At 67.2% G+C, this 15212-nt stretch carries 13 protein-coding genes; 10 read left to right on the top strand and 3 right to left on the bottom strand.

What is annotated here, in order from left to right; all coding sequences use genetic code 11:
- Positions 1-18: 18 nt before the first annotated feature.
- The 3 genes from yidC to KF715_12345 all read left to right on the top strand — a co-directional run bounded on the left by yidC (position 19) and on the right by KF715_12345 (position 3336).
- Complete coding sequence (yidC, locus tag KF715_12355) at positions 19-1836, top strand: membrane protein insertase YidC (protein MBX3737480.1); 1818 nt, start codon at positions 19-21, stop codon at positions 1834-1836.
- A gap of 93 nt (positions 1837-1929) precedes the next feature.
- Positions 1930-2682 (top strand): YebC/PmpR family DNA-binding transcriptional regulator, encoded by a 753-nt coding sequence (locus KF715_12350; protein MBX3737479.1) that lies wholly within the window; start codon positions 1930-1932, stop codon positions 2680-2682.
- Between the two features lie 51 nt (positions 2683-2733).
- A complete protein-coding gene (locus KF715_12345; protein MBX3737478.1) occupies positions 2734-3336 on the top strand; it encodes a hypothetical protein in 603 nt (200 codons plus the stop codon).
- Positions 3337-3355: 19 nt separating this feature from the next.
- Here the strand turns inward: KF715_12345 and KF715_12340 are convergent, their stop codons facing one another.
- Positions 3356-4252 carry an HDOD domain-containing protein gene (locus tag KF715_12340; GenBank protein ID MBX3737477.1) on the bottom strand — a complete coding sequence of 299 codons (897 nt, stop codon included), beginning with the start codon at positions 4250-4252 and terminating at the stop codon, positions 3356-3358.
- 217 nt (positions 4253-4469) lie between these two features.
- Here KF715_12340 and KF715_12335 point away from each other — a divergent pair, with 217 nt between their 5' ends.
- Complete coding sequence (locus KF715_12335; protein ID MBX3737476.1) at positions 4470-7304, top strand: HYR domain-containing protein; 2835 nt, start codon at positions 4470-4472, stop codon at positions 7302-7304.
- 58 nt (positions 7305-7362) lie between these two features.
- Here KF715_12335 and KF715_12330 read toward each other — a convergent pair whose 3' ends face one another.
- Both KF715_12330 and KF715_12325 read right to left on the bottom strand, forming a co-directional pair.
- On the bottom strand, positions 7363-8268 hold the full coding sequence (locus KF715_12330; GenBank protein ID MBX3737475.1) for a PIG-L family deacetylase: 906 nt from the start codon (positions 8266-8268) through the stop codon (positions 7363-7365).
- A gap of 16 nt (positions 8269-8284) precedes the next feature.
- A complete protein-coding gene (locus KF715_12325; protein ID MBX3737474.1) occupies positions 8285-8620 on the bottom strand; it encodes a helix-turn-helix transcriptional regulator in 336 nt (111 codons plus the stop codon).
- A gap of 79 nt (positions 8621-8699) precedes the next feature.
- Between KF715_12325 and KF715_12320 the strand changes: the two genes are divergently transcribed.
- From KF715_12320 to KF715_12295, 6 genes are read left to right on the top strand one after another with little or no spacing between them, the layout of a single operon-like run.
- Complete coding sequence (locus KF715_12320; protein ID MBX3737473.1) at positions 8700-8918, top strand: DUF2892 domain-containing protein; 219 nt, start codon at positions 8700-8702, stop codon at positions 8916-8918.
- A gap of 8 nt (positions 8919-8926) precedes the next feature.
- Positions 8927-9109: a hypothetical protein gene (locus KF715_12315; GenBank protein MBX3737472.1), complete on the top strand. Its 183-nt coding sequence runs from the start codon at positions 8927-8929 to the stop codon at positions 9107-9109.
- Positions 9106-10434 (top strand): TolC family protein, encoded by a 1329-nt coding sequence (locus tag KF715_12310; GenBank protein ID MBX3737471.1) that lies wholly within the window; start codon positions 9106-9108, stop codon positions 10432-10434. Before KF715_12315 ends, KF715_12310 begins: the two co-directional genes overlap by 4 nt.
- 17 nt (positions 10435-10451) lie before the next feature.
- Positions 10452-11474 (top strand): efflux RND transporter periplasmic adaptor subunit, encoded by a 1023-nt coding sequence (locus KF715_12305; protein ID MBX3737470.1) that lies wholly within the window; start codon positions 10452-10454, stop codon positions 11472-11474.
- Positions 11471-14809 (top strand): efflux RND transporter permease subunit, encoded by a 3339-nt coding sequence (locus KF715_12300; GenBank protein MBX3737469.1) that lies wholly within the window; start codon positions 11471-11473, stop codon positions 14807-14809. Before KF715_12305 ends, KF715_12300 begins: the two co-directional genes overlap by 4 nt.
- Complete coding sequence (locus tag KF715_12295; protein ID MBX3737468.1) at positions 14806-15207, top strand: rhodanese-like domain-containing protein; 402 nt, start codon at positions 14806-14808, stop codon at positions 15205-15207. Before KF715_12300 ends, KF715_12295 begins: the two co-directional genes overlap by 4 nt.
- Positions 15208-15212 lie beyond the last annotated feature (5 nt).

Below are 15212 nucleotides of genomic sequence, written 5' to 3'. Positions count from 1 at the left end.
TCGCCGACACCTTCATTCATGGACAAGAAAAACACCGCCATCGGCGTGCTGCTCCTCGTGGCCGCCATGCTCGCCTTCTATTTCAGCGCGAAATTCTCGCCGCCGCCGCCGAAGCCCGTGATTCCGTCCACGCCGGTCACGAGTCCCGTCGCGACGAACGCGGCGCCCGCGGCCGGCCCCGCGCATTCGCCGGCCGACACCACGCTCTCCGCCGCCCAGCCCGCCAGCAACGCCCCCGCGGAATACGTCACACTCGGCAACGACTTCGTGAACGTCCGCTTCACCACCGCCGGCGGCGCCATCGACCACGTCGAACTGAAAAAACACTCCGCCACGCTCGACGCGCACGGCAAACCGTCCGACGCCCGCTACACCCTCAACGCCCCGCAAGCCGCGCCCGCGCTCAGCTTCGGCACGCTGCCCGGCGCCGATAAGGACGCGCGCTACGAACTCGTCTCGCACACCGCCAACACCGTTGTCTACCGCATCGTCGTCGACGGCAAACTCGAGGTCACGCGCCGCTACGAACTGCTCGGCGGCACCGCCGGCGACCCGTATCAAATCCGCCACGAGACGACCTTCCGCAACCTCACCGCGCAAGCGCTCCCGCTCCCGCGCACCTCGCTCAACCTCGGCACCGCCGCGCCGCTCGGCCCGCTCGACACGGGCATGTATGTCAACGCCGGCTACTACAACGACGACGGCACGGAATTCATCCGCCGCGACGAACTCGCCGGCGGCGGCTTCTTCACCTCGAGCCCGCCGCTGCCGTTCATGGACAAGATCGCCCCGGTCACCTGGGCCGCGGTCAAAAACCAGTTCTTCGCCGCCATCCTCACGCCTGACGAGCCCGGCGTCGGCCTGCGCATCGAGCGCCTGAAAATCGATCCGCTGAAGCCGGTCGAGGATCGTTCCGCCTACGCGATCACCGGCGAACTGCTCGTCGACCTGAAGCCCATCCCGGCCAGCGGCAGCGCCAAGTGGAGCGCCACCTATTACGTCGGCCCGAAGGAATACAGCCGCCTCTCCGCCACCGATCACTTCAAGAAGAACGAGGACAAGGTGATGAATTTCGCCCCGTTCTTCTTCAACAAGATCTTCCTCTCCCAATACGTCGGCCCGGGTATGATCTGGCTGCTCGCCAAGGTGCACAGCTTCATCCCGAACTGGGGCTGGGCCATCGTCGTCATGACGATCCTGCTCAAGGTCGTCACGCTGCCCTTCACGCTCGCCGCGTCCCGCTCCGCCAAGCGCATGCAGAAGCTCATGCCGCTCATCCAGGAGTCGCGCGAGAAATACAAGGACAACCCCCAGAAGGCGCAGGAAGCGATGATGCGCATCTACAAGGAGAACAAGGTCAACCCGCTCGGCGGTTGCATCCCGATTCTCATCACGATGCCGCTCTTCATCGGCTTCTTCGCCGTGCTCCAGGGCGCCGCCGAGCTCCGCTTCGCGCCGTTCCTCTGGGCCGTCGACCTGTCCGCGCCCGACACCGTCTACTCCTTCGGCGCCGTCACGCTGCCGCTGCTCGGCCTGACCCATCTGAACATCAACATCCTCCCCATCATCATGGGCGCGACGATGATTTATCAGATGAAGCTCACGCCGACCGCGCCCAACGTCGACCCGGCACAGGCCACGATGATGAAGTTCATGCCGTGGATGTTCGCGCTCTTCTGCTACAACTTCGCCTCCGCGCTCGCGCTCTACTCGAGCATCAACGCGCTGTTCTCGATCGGCCAGCAGATGTTCATCAACAAAATGCCCGAGCCGCAACTCGCCGGCGCCGTCGGCTCCGACGGTTTGAAGAACGTGACGCCGAAGAAAAAGCGCTAAGCGAAAAGCGTTAGGCTCTAAGCGCCGCGCCCCCTAACGCGCCTCGTTTTGGGCTTACAGCTTAGAGCTTATTGCTTACAGCTGCCTTCCCCCATGGCCGGCCACAACAAATGGTCCAAAGTCAAACGCCTCAAGGCCGTCACTGACGCGCGCAAGGGCAAGGTCTTCTCGCGCCTCGCGCGCGACATCACCCTCGCCGCCAAATCCGGCGGCGGCTCGCCCGACGCCAACGCCCGTCTCCGCACGCTCCTGCTGAAGGCGCGCGAGTCGAACATGCCCGCCGACAACGTCGACCGCGCCATCAAGAAAGGCACGGGCGAATTGCCGGGCGTCGTGTTCGAGGAGATGACCTACGAGGGCTACGGCGCGGGCGGCGTCGCGATCGTCGTGAAGGTTCTCACCGACAACAAGCAGCGCGCCGCACAGGAAGTGCGCTCCATCTTCACGCGCTGGGGCGGCAACCTCGCGCAGACCGGCTCGGTGTCCTTCCAATTTTTGCATGCTGGCCAGTTCCTCATCGCCGCGGGCAAGACCTCAGAGGACAAACTCATGGAGGTCGCGCTCGAGGCCGGCGCCGACGACGTCATCGCCACCGAGCAAGGCTTCGAGGTCCGCTGCGCCATCCACGCCTTCGACAAGGTCGCCCACGCGCTCGAACAAGCCGGCATCAAGCCCGACTCCTCCGAGATCGCCCATATTCCGAACGTCACCGTGCCCGTCACCGACCTCGGCATCGCGAAGAACCTCGTGCGCCTCCAGGAAGCCCTCGAGGAAAACGACGACGTCCAAGCCGTCTTCTCAAACGAGGAAATGGACGAGGCGACCAGCGAAGCCGCCCACGCGTAATCGCCCGACGCCGCGCGCCTAAGTTTGCGCCGATTCGAGCGTATCATGGCCATGCACCGACTCCTTCGCTTCGCGCGAACCCTGCTCGGCTCTGGCACGCTCTTCGGCGCCGTCGGCCTTCTCTTCGGCAACGCGTCCGACCTCGCGCCGCCGCTCCCCGATTTCCCTCGTCTCCTCGCCAATGCGACCGCAGTGACTGTCTACGAAGGCCTGCCGCATCCCTTGTGGGAGAAACGGACCTTCACCGAGGAGCGCCGCACCAAGACCAACTTCGAGCTCGCCGGCGAGTTCTTCTACGCGGAACCGCTCGCCGTGCCCGCGACCGATCTCCAGGGGCTCGAGCAGATTTTCCGCACCACGAAAGTGTGCGTGCCGTTTCGCGGCGAGAAATTCTGCGGCGGCTTCCATGCCGACTACCTCATCGAATGGCAAAAGGGCGAGGCCCGCCTCGCGTCCGTTCTGCTCTGCTTCGGTTGCCACGAACTGAAACTGGTCGCGCCCGACCTCGCGGTCCGCACCGACCTGTCGGAAGCCGGCTTCGCCGCGCTCCGCTCGATCTTGACCCGCTATCGCCAGCACCGACCGCCCTTCAAGATCGACGACGGCAAGAAAGCGCCCAAGCCGCCGCCCGTGCGCGTCGAAGTGAAAATGTGAAGACCGCGCCGCCGCCGGCTCAGGCTACCGACGCCCGCAGCCGCACGAACGTCTGCTCCGCACGCTCCACGGCGCCGTGGAACTGATCCATCGAGAGTCCGGCGGCCGCGAGCGACTGCGGTGCCGTGTTCGGATGATCGCCAGGCAAGCCGTAGCCGTTCTGCGTCGCGACCGTCGAGGCCAGGTCCAGCAAGTGCACGACCGGCTCCGACCGCACGATGGCCTCATCGTGGTGCTCGATCGCGAGCACGATGTCCGGTGGAAGGTGCCAGTGTTGAAGCACCGCCGCACACACCTGCCAGCAATCCGTGCCCCAAAACCGATGCTGCCAGACCGCGAGACTCTCTTCCCCGCTGTGGTGGAACGGCGTCACCGTGAGGTTCTCGCGCGCGGCTGCGCGCTCGAGGATCAGCATGCCGAGGCTGCGCAGCAACCCGATGGTATAGCAGTCCTGCGCGTCGAGCTTCGCCCGCACCGCGAACTCTTCCATCAGCGTCGCCACGAAAAGGGAATTTTCCCGATAGCGCGCGCTGCTCACGCCATGTAGCGACAGCGGCGTCTCCGCCAGCTGCACCGAAGCCAGCGCGCCGACGAGGCGGTGCACTTCGCTGAAACCCACCGCCACGACGGCATCCTCGATCGCACCGATCGGTTCCGCGCGTCCGTAGGCCGCGCTGTTGGCCATGCGCAGCACGCGCGACACGAGCGCCGAATCGCGCTTGAGCAACGCCACGACATCGCGCGCGTCGGTCTCCGGTGTGCGCACCAGTCGACCCAGTTCCGCCAGCAAGCGCGGCGCCGCCGGCAATTGCTGCGCCAAATCGTGCAGCGTCATCTCGGAAATCTTGGCACTCGTCATAGGGGGGTCCCGCCTACATCGGCACACCGTTTCCCCAACTGAATCCCGCGTGAGCATCAAATTAGGGCCGAAACGCACTATTTACCCAGGCAGAAAGGCTCCATAGTTGCTGATTTTCAGATATTTATCTGATTACACCTTGATCTGGGTAATATTCCTGCCACTACCCCCCGCGTCACCTGCCGGCGCCCCACCCCATCCTCCGCCGGTTCCTCGCACTCTACGATTCAGCACGTCGAGCCCCAGCTCGAGCGCGCTGCGTTTTCTGACCGACATGAACACACACACCCATCCCACCCGCGTCGGGCCGCGCATGCGCGCGCTCCGATTTTTCGCCAGCGTTGCGCTGGCCGCCGGCGCCACCCTGTCGTCCCGCGGCGACGTCGTTTTCAGCCGTAACACGACGACCGCCGAACCCTGGGCTGCCTACTCGGCCACCTTCACACCGACCGTCTCCGGCAACTACAGCTTCGGCTTCAACCTCACGGCCGGTGGCCCTTCGGGCGACAACTCCATCCTCGTCGACGCCGTGAAGATCACCCAGGGCGCCACGACCGTGTTCTCCGACGGCTTCGAGACGCCCAATCTTGCGGCCAACAGTGGCAGCTCGGCCAGCGGCGGCACCGCCACCATCGGCAACTGGACGTGCACCAACTACAGCGGCGTCCTCGACGGCTCCCCGCCGAACTGGGGCCTCGCCGCGCAGGGCCTCGGCACCGCCGACGGCACCACGCAATACGCCTACCTTCAAGCGGTGTTCGGCACCTTGGGCAAAATCAAGGCCGTCAACACCGTCTCTCTCGTCGCCGGCCAGACCTACACGATCTCGTTCTACCAGGCCTCGCGCCACGACTTCGGCGGCACCACCAGCTACACTGTGACGCTCGATTACGTGCCCCCGACCGTCTACGCCAGCGGCCTCTCACCCGTGATCGCCTACGATCCGATTTTCCCGAGCTATCCGGTGGTTCCCGATAGCCTGGAAGGCAAGCCGGCGCCCACGGTCGGATACGACGATCCGCGCTGGACCAATCCCCACCCCGCGACCTCATTCCCCATTGGCTCGCACCCCTGGGAGTTCATCGCCCCCTACGACTTCTCGGCCAACTGGATCAACGCCTGGTCCAATATGAACTCCGACGGCCATGGCTTCCCTGGCAACGCCAACTGGGCACGCTGGGACTGGAACATCTGGGGCTACAACTACTCCATCTACCAAAGCTGGACCAAGTATTCGACCATCATCAACGGCAACGGCTCCTACGTGCTGCAGTTCCTCGCCGATAATGCCTCCTGGATCTATATCGATAGCCAGCTCATCGGCTACCAAGACTACAGCTGGGGCTCGAACGGCACCGGCCGCTACACCATCAATCTCACCGGCAACGGCCCGCATGAGCTCAGCTTCGTGATCTGGGACGGCGGCGGCCTCGCCGGCGGCAAGTTCCGCCTCGAGACCACCCAGTCCTTCTCCACCAACAACCCCGGCGTCCCGCTCCCGCCCGCCCCGCCGGCATCCGACACCACCGCCCCGGTCATCACCGCCCCGGCCGACATCGTCACCGAGGCCACCGGCCCGGCCGGCGCCACCGTCACCTTCACCGCTACCGCGACCGACGATAAGGACGGCACCGTCCCCGTGACCGCCGCCCCCGCTTCCGGCAGCACCTTCGCCCTCGGCGTGACCGCGGTCGGCCTCGCTGCCAGCGACGCCGCCGGCAACACCGCCACCGCGTCATTCGATGTCACCGTGCAAGACACCACCGCACCGGTCATCACCGCTCCCGCCAACATCACCACCGAAGCCACCAGCGCCGCCGGCGCCGCCGTCAGCTACACCGCCAGCGCCTACGACCTCGTGGACAATTCCACCACCGTCATCGGCACGCCGGCCTCCGGCAGCACCTTCGCCCTCGGCACCACCACGGTCGCGCTGTCGTCGAGCGACTCGCGGCACAACACGTCTTCGAAATCCTTCACCGTCACCGTGCAGGACACCACCGCGCCCGTCATCACCGCTCCCGCCAACATCGTCGCCGAGGCCACCAGCGCCAACGGCGCCGCTGTCAGCTACAGCGCCAGCGCCACCGACCTCGTCGACGGCAACACCGCCGTCAGCGGCTCGCCGGCCTCCGGCAGCGTGTTCGCGCTCGGCACCACCTCGGTCGCCCTCGCCTCGCACGACGCGCACGGCAACGCCTCGTCCGCCTCGTTCAGCGTCACCGTCCGCGACACCACCGCGCCCGTGCTGAACGTCCCCGCGAACCAAGTGATCGAAGCCACCAGCGCCGTCGGCGCCGTCGCCACGTTCAATGCCACTGCCACCGACGCCGTCGGCGTCACCTCGCTCACCACCAGCGTGGCGAGCGGCTCGACGTTCCCGATCGGCACCACGACCGTCTCCGTCACCGCCGCGGACGCCGCCGGCAACGCCGCGAGCGGCTCCTTCACCGTCACCGTGCAGGATACCACGGCCCCCGCCCTCCACGTCCCCGCGAATCAGGTGATCGAAGCCACCAGCGCCGCCGGCGCCGTCGCCACGTTCAATGCCACCGCCACCGACGCCGTCGGCGTCACCTCGCTCACCACGAGCGCAGCGAGCGGCGCCACGTTCCCCATCGGCACCACCACGATCTCCGTCGTCGCTCAGGACGCCGCCGGCAACACTTCCTCCGGCTCGTTCACGGTCACCGTCCGCGACACCACCGCTCCCGCGATCACCGCCACGCTGACCCCGCGCCGCGGCGGCGGCGACGACGAGTCCGCGCAGTTCTTCACCATCGCCTTCGCGTCCACCGACGCCGTCGGCGTGAAGACGCTCACCGCCGTGCTGAACGGCGTCACCGTCACCAACGGCCAGGTCGTGCAATTGCAGCTGAAGAAATCCGGCGCGCAGACCGTGAAGCGCGACGACGGCAAGCTACAGATCAAAGCCACCTCCTTTGCTCTGGTCGTCACCGCCACCGATGCGGCCGGCAACGTCGCCACCAAAACCATCGTGCCCGTCTTCGTGAAGAACGGCAAAGACGACAAGGACGACGACGATAAGGGCGGTGACAAAAACGACGGCAAGAAGGACGACGACAAGGGCAAGTCCTCGAAGGGCTGACCCCTTTTCCTAAACTCATCACCCACGAGTCCGCCCCCCACCGGGGCGGACTTTTTTGTCACTTTTGCCGGGCCGCGTCCGCGCCATCGGGCGGCTCCACCGCGCTCTTCCGATACGGCGCCAGGTCGACATGCTCGAACAGGTCGCCTACGCCGCTATCCACCCCGACCGTCGTCGCATACAGCCCGAAGCGGCTCGCTCCCGGCGCATCCAGCTCGGCGAACGGCTGTTCCGCGTAGCCCTGCGAACGGTGCATCTTGCCCCCAGCCTCGCCGATTTGCAGGCAAGTGCGGTCCGTGCCCGGGACCAACACATCCTGCCGAAACTCCAGCGGACGCGTCGGCCAGCGGTGCACATAGAGCTTCTTCACCGACCAGGCCGCCGTCACCTCCGTGCCTCCGCGTGTCGCGTCCGCCGCCCACGCGCACGCCTTCGTCACCGAGAGCGCGCAACCGACATGGTTCGGATGGCCCGACTCGCCATCGAGCGCGTGCGTCACCACCACGTCGGGACGGTAGTGGCGGATTTGCGCGGCCAGCCACTCGGCCGCCCGGCTTTCGCCGCCCCAGAGTTTCCAGTTGTCCTCCAACGTGCCCTGCCACGCGCCGTCGGCGAAACGCGCGAAGACCGGCTCGTTGGGCAAACCGTAGACGCGGCACGCACGCCGTTGCTCCTCCTCGCGCAGCTCGCGATTGCCCGCCGGAGTGATCCCGGCCTCGCCACTCGTCAGCACGACGAAGACCACGGGCAGCTTCCGCACGAGACACACATAGGGCAACAGCCCCGGAAAATACGCCTCATCGTCCGGATGCGCGATGACGACCATCAACGCCGCCTTCGCCGGTTGCTCCGCCCCAGTCGTCGACGCAGCGGACGACGCGCCGCGCGCCAGCACCACGCTGACGCCGAGCGCCATCAACGCCACCCACCACAACCCGCTCCGCCGATGGCGCACGCAGTTCATGCCGGCGGTCGCACCGTCACTCCGGCGTCAGGTGACCGATCTGCCGGCTGAGCGATTTCTCGAGGCTCCCGCAGACGAGTTCGCACAGCTTCGGGATCGTCGGATCGCTGATGCGGTAAAAGACCTGCAAGCCCTCCTTGCGCCGCGCGAGGATGTGCGCCGCCGTCAGCGTCTGGAGGTGCCGCGAGACGTTCGCCTGCGTGCCGCCCGTGGCCTCGACGAGGTCGGTCACATTGCGCTCCCCCTCGAACAGCGACTGGATCAGGCGCAGCCGCATCGGCTCCGAGAGCACCGCGAAACGGGCGGCGACGAGCTGGAGGGCGTCCTCATTGAGCGGGCGATGCTTGGGCATGTGGCGCAGGAAACAGCCTCTTGACATGGTGGCAAGTATATGCGTTTATGCGCATATAGAGTCAATACGAATCCTCGCCATGACCACCCACGACCTCGTCCGCCTCCTCGCCGGCTCCGTCCTTCTCCTCGGCGTCGCCCTCACGCACTTCGTCAGCCCCTGGTGGCTGCTGCTGCCACTGTTCGTCGGCCTCAACCTGATCCAGTCCGTCTTCACCGGCTTTTGCCCGCCCACGCTGCTCCTGCGCAAACTCGGCTGGGTCGACGACCAGGACGTCATTCACTGGGGCGGCCGCTGATCTTCGCCATGCCCGCGTGGTTGCGCTTCCTCCTGCCGATCCTGGCCGGAGCCGCCTTCGGGGCGGCGCTCGGCTACTACGGCCAATGCTCCTCCGGCACCTGCCCGCTCACCTCCACTTGGTGGCGCGGCGCGCTCTACGGCGCCGTGCTCGGCCTCCTCTGGTCCTCCGGCCAACGCTCCTCTTCCTGAACATGCATTCCCTGCTCCGCCCGGCGCTCGTGCCGGTCCTTCTCCTCTCCTTTGCCGCCGCCGGCGCGGCCCCCTGGACCGCGTCCGACGCCGTCGCCACCGCCCTGCGCGACAACCCCGACGCCGCCCTCGCCCGCCAGCGCATCGCCGCCGCCGAAGCGATGATCGAGCAGGCCAACGCCGCCTGGCTCCCTCAGCTCAACCTCTCCGGCCGTTACACCGACACAAACAGCCCGATGATGGCCTTCGGCTCCATCCTCAACCAGCGGGCCTTCAACTTCGGCCTCGATTTCAACCACCCGGGCAAGATCGACAACCTCAACCTCACCGGCACCGTCGGCTACAACCTCTACAGCGGCGGCCGCGCCACCGCCGGCCGCGACGCCGCCCGCGCCGGCGCCCGCGCCGCCGCCGAGGATCTCCGCGCCGCCCAACAGCAGCTCGCCACCGAGGCGATCAAATCCCTCCTCAATCTCCGCAAGGCCCGCGAAGCCGTCACCGCCGTCGCCGCTGGCGTCCGCGCCTACGAAGCCGCCCTCGCCAACGCCCGCCTCCGCTTCGAGGCCGGCCAAGTCCTCAAAGCCGACCTCCTCAGCCTCGAGGTCCAGCTCGCCCAAACCCGCGAGCAACTCACCGTCACCCGCCACGGCGCCGCGCTCGCCGAACGCGCCTTCCTCTTCGTCCTCGGTCGCGAGCCCCAGCCCGGCGAGTCCGTCGAGCTCGCCGCCGCCGACCCGTCGCTCGACGCCCTCACCGTCCCCTCCGCCACCGACAGCGCCAACCGCCCCGAACTCGCCGGCCTCCGTCAGCGTCTCGCCGCCGCCGAAAAAATGGTCGCAGCCGCCCGCGGCGCGCGCCGCCCGACCGTCAACGCCTTCGCCTCCTATCAATACGACCACGGCTGGAAACTCGACCGCCACGCCGACAGCTGGCTCGCCGGCGTCTCCGTCGACCTGAACGTCTTCGACGGCGGCCAGACCTCCGGCAAAATCCGCCAAGCCGAAGCCGAACTCGCCCAAGTGAAGGAAATGCTCCGCAAGGCCGAACTCGGTTTCGCCCTCGAAGCCGAACAAGCCCGCCTCGCCCACGAATCCGCGCGCGAACGCCTCGCCGTCTCCACCCAAACCGTCGCCCAAGCCGAGGAGAGCGCCGTCCTCACCCGCGCCCGCTTCGAGAAAGGCGCGCTCCTCGCCTCCGACCTCATCGGCGTCGAAAGCCGCCTCATCGAAGCGCGCATGCGCCGCACCATCGCCGAAGCCGACGAGCGCATCGCCCTCGCCGAACTCCACCGCGCCGTCGGCCTCACCCCGCTCGCGCAACCGTGAACCCTTTAACAACGACCATGAAACTCCCCGCCACCGCCCTCGTCCTCGCTCTCGCGCTCCTCGCCGGCTGCGCGAAGCACGGCGCCGATTCCGCGACCGCCGCCGCCGCGCTCCCCACCGCGCGCGTGTCCGTCGCGCCAGCCGCCGCCGTCGACGCCCCGATCCTCACCGAAGTCACCGGCACCGTCCGCCCCGCCCAGCGCGCGCTGCTCGCCGCCAAGGTGATGGGCACCATCTCCGACCTGCCCGTTACGCTCGGCCAACCCGTCGCCGCCGGCGAGGTGCTGCTGAAAATCTCCGCCGCCGAAATCTCCGCGCGCGTCGCCCAAGCCCGCTCTCAATACAACGTCGCCCAACGCGATCTCGCCCGCGAACGCGACCTCCTCGCCAAGGGCGCCAGCACCGCCGACATGGTCCGCGGTCTCGAAGACCGCTTCGCCGGTGCCGAGGCGATGGTCCGCGAAGCCGAGACCATGCTCGGCTACACCGAGCTGCACGCCCCCTTCGCCGGCACGATCGTCCGCAAATTCGTTCACGCCGGCGACCTCGCCGCTCCCGGCCAGCCGCTCCTCGAAGTCGAGGGCGCCGGCGACCTCCAGATTGAGACCGGCATCCCCGACTCGCTCGCCGCCCACGTGAAAACCGGCGACGCACTCCTCGTGCAGGCCGAGTCCGGCGCCTCCTTCCGCGCCACCGTGACGGAACTCTCCACCGCCGCCGACGCCGCCTCGCGCACCGTCACCGCCAAGCTCGCCGTCGCCGCCGACGCGCCCGTGCGCTCCGGCCAGTTCGTCCGCGTCCACGTTCCCTCCGCCACCGTGCACGCCATCCTCGTGCCGGCCGACGCCGTCAGCACCGCCGGCCAATTGGAGCGCGTCTTTGTTGCCACCAACAAGCGCGCCGAGCTCCGCCTCGTGAAAACCGGCGGCACCCACGACGGCCACATCGAGATTCTCGCCGGCCTCGCCGCCGGCGAGACCGTCATCGTCCGCGCCCCGGCCGGCCTCCGCGAAGGTCAACCGCTCGAGATCGCCCCATGAGCACCGCCCCCCGCCAATACGGCATCGCCGGCCGCATGGCCGCGATGTTCATCGATTCGAAGCTCACGCCCATCGTCGTCGCTGCGTCGCTCCTGCTCGGCGTGTTCGCCGTGCTCATGCTTCCGCGCGAAGAGGAGCCGCAGATCAAGGTGCCCATGATCGACGTCATGGTCGCCATGCCCGGCGCCAGCGCCGCCGAGGTCGAGAACCGCGTCACGCGCCCGATGGAGAAGCTCCTCTGGGAAATCGCCGGCGTCGAATACCTCTACTCCACCGCCAGCCCCGGCGGCAGCATGACCATCGTGCGCTTCAAGGTCGGCACCGACCTCGAGACCGCGCTCGTCCGCCTCAACCAGAAACTCCAGACCAACTTCGACCACATCCCGCTCGGCGTCTCGCCGCCGCTCATCAAGCCGCGCACGATCGACGACGTGCCCGTCGTCGCGCTCACGTTCCACAGCGCGCACTACGACCACTACACGCTCCGCCGCATCGCCGCGCAGGTCGAGGAGTCCGTCAAAGCCATCCCGATGGTCGCCGAGACAACGCTCATCGGCGGCACGCGCCGCCAAGTCCGCGTCGCGCTCGATCCCAACGCCCTCACCGCGCGCAACCTCTCCGCCTCCTACCTCGTGCCCATGTTGCAGCAGGCGAATTCGCAGGCGCACACCGGCGCGCAGTCCTTCGCCAATCAGGAAACCCTCCTGCAAACCGGCACGTTCCTCCGCGACGCACGCGACGTCGGCAACGTCGTCGTCGGCGTCTACGGCGACCGCCCCGTCTATCTCCGCGACGTCGCCACGATCAGCGACACCGCCGAGGAGCCGAGCAACTACGTCCTCTTCGGGGTGGGCGCCAGCGCGGCCGGTTCCTCAATCCTCAATCCAAAATCCGAAATCCAAAATTCCGAGCAGCCCGCCGTCACACTCTCGCTCGCCAAGCGCCCCGGCGCGAACGCCGTCGAGGTCGTCGCCGCCGTAAACGAGAAAATCGCCGCGCTCCGCGGCACCACGATCCCCGCCGACGTCGAGGTGACGCTCACGCGCGACTACGGCGCCACCGCCGCCGAGAAATCCAACGAGCTGCTCCTCCACATGGGCATCGCCGTTTTCGGCGTCGCGATCCTCATCATGTTCTTCCTCGGCTGGCGCGAATCGCTCGTCGTGCTGCTCGCCATTCCCGTGACGCTCGGCCTCACGCTGCTGGTTTTCTATCTCTACGGCTACACGCTGAACCGCATCACGCTCTTCGCGCTGATCTTCTCCATCGGCATCCTCGTGGACGACGCGATCGTCGTCGTCGAAAACATCGTTCGGCACATGAACCTCCCGGGCTGCCGCCACCGGCCGCTGATCGATGTCGCCATCGAGGCCGTGGACGAAGTCGGCAACCCCACGATCCTCGCGACCTGGGCCGTCATCGCCGCCGTGCTGCCGATGGCGTTCGTCAGCGGCATGATGGGCCCCTACATGCGCCCGATTCCGATCGGCTCGAGCGCCGCGATGCTCTTCTCGCTGCTCGTCGCGTTCGCCGTCACGCCGTGGGCCGCACTGAAAGTTCTTCGCGGCCACCACAATCAGGACGGTCACACTTCCGAATTCGTCCCCACCGCCGCCGAGGATCACGACGCGATGCCGGACACCGCGTTCACGCGCCTCTACACGCGCTTCATGCGTCCGCTGCTCGAGCATCGCTCGTGGCGCTGGGCGTTCCTCGCCGTCGTCGCCTTCCTCACGGTCGGCTCGATGGGCCTCGTCGGCATCGGTGCCGTTAAGGTCAAGATGCTGCCCTTCGACAACAAGTCGGAATTCCAAGTCATCATCAACCTCCCCGAGGGCACGACGCTCGAGCAATCCGCCCGCGTCGCCCGCGAGATGGCCGCCTCGCTCCGCATCGAGCCCGAGGTGCGCGACTACCAGGTTTACGCCGGCGCGGCGTCGCCGTTTAATTTCAACGGCCTCGTGCGCCACTACTTCATGCGCCGCGGCAGCAACGTCGCCGACATCCAGGTCAACCTCGTGCCGAAGCACGAGCGCTCCGCGCAAAGCCACGACATCGCCAAACGCATCCGCCCGCGGCTCACCGCCATCGCCGAAAAATACGACGCTGTCGTCGTCGTCGCCGAGGTGCCGCCCGGCCCGCCGGTCCTCTCGACACTCGTCGCCGAAATCTACGGCCCCACCGAGGAAGCGCGCCTCAAGCTCGCCGATAAGGTCCGCAGCATCTTCAAGTCCTCGCCGGGCGTCGTGGACGTGGATTGGTATGTCGAGGCCGAGCAGCCGAAAACGATCCTACGCGTCGACAAGGCCAAGGCCGCGCTCCACGGCCTGACCGAAGCCGCCATCGCGCGCACCGTGCAGATGGGCGTGCAAGGTTACCCGGTCACGCTCCTCCACGCTCCCGCCGAACGCGAGGACGTGAACATCGTCCTGGAACTCCCGCGCGCCGCCCGCGCCCGCCCCGACGACATCCTCGCGCTCACCGTGCGCTCCGAGATGAACCCCGCCGCGCCGCTCGTGCCGCTCCGCGAGCTCGTCACCGTCGAGCAAACGCGCTCGGAGCGGAACATCTACCACAAGAACCTCATGCCCGTGACCTACGTCACCGGCGACGTCGCCGGCGTGGTCGAGAGCCCGGTCTACGCCATCCTCGCGATGAACCAGGAACTCGCGAAACTCAAAGGCACCGACTTCGGCGGCACGACCGACGCCGTGAAGCTCTACAACTCCTCCATGCCCTTCGACGACCGCGAGCCCGCGATGAAGTGGGACGGCGAGTGGCAGGTCACGATCGAGGTCTTCCGCGACCTCGGCCTGGCCTTCGGCGCCGTGCTCATCCTCATCTACATGCTCATGGTCGGCTGGTTCAAAAACTACTCCACGCCGCTCATCGTGATGACCGTGATTCCGTTCTCGCTCGTCGGCATCATGCCGGCGCACGCCGTGATGGGCGCGTTCTTCACCGCTACGTCGATGATCGGCTTCATGGCCGGTGCCGGCATCGTCGTGCGAAACTCGATCATCCTCGTCGACTTCATCGAGCTCCGCCTCAGCCACGGCCGCACGCTCGCCCAAGCCTGCATCGAGTCCGGCGCCGTGCGCTTCCGCCCGATGATGCTCACCGCGCTCGCAGTGGTGGTCGGCGGCCTCGTCATCCTCGCCGACCCGATATTCCAGGGCCTCGCGATCTCACTGCTCTTCGGCGCCATCGCCTCGCTCGTCATCAGCCCGCTCGCCGTCCCGCTCATTTACTACATGACCCACGCCGGCCAACCCACCACGCCGCCGCCCGCGCCGAAGTGCGAACTGCCGGCCGAAAAATCTCCGACTTCATGAATTGGTTCCTCCTCCTCATCCTCGCGTTCATGGCCTTCATGGTCGTGCGCCAGCTCATCGCCATGCGTCCGGGCATTCCGCTCGAAGACGCCAAGGCCGCGCTCAAAGCCGGCACCGCCGTGCTCGTGGATCTGCGCGAGCCGATGGAGTGGCACAGCGGCGTGGCCAAGACCGCCTCGCTCATGCCGCTCAGCGACCTCCGCGGCGAGCGCACGCAATGGCGCGCCTTCCTCGAGAAAAACAAGGGCAAGAAACTCCTCCTCTACTGCGCCTCCGGCACCCGCTCCGGCATGGCCGCCTCGACTTTGAAAAAACAAGGTTTCGACGCCGTGAACGCCGGCTCGCTCCGCGACTGGGACAAAGCCGGCTGGCCCATCTGCTCCCCGAAGCACCGCTGAAACTC

The organism is Candidatus Didemnitutus sp. (assembly GCA_019634575.1).
Classification (GTDB): domain Bacteria; phylum Verrucomicrobiota; class Verrucomicrobiia; order Opitutales; family Opitutaceae; genus Didemnitutus.
Note: the sequence above shows the minus strand (reverse complement) of the source record. Positions and strands in the feature narration are given on the sequence as shown.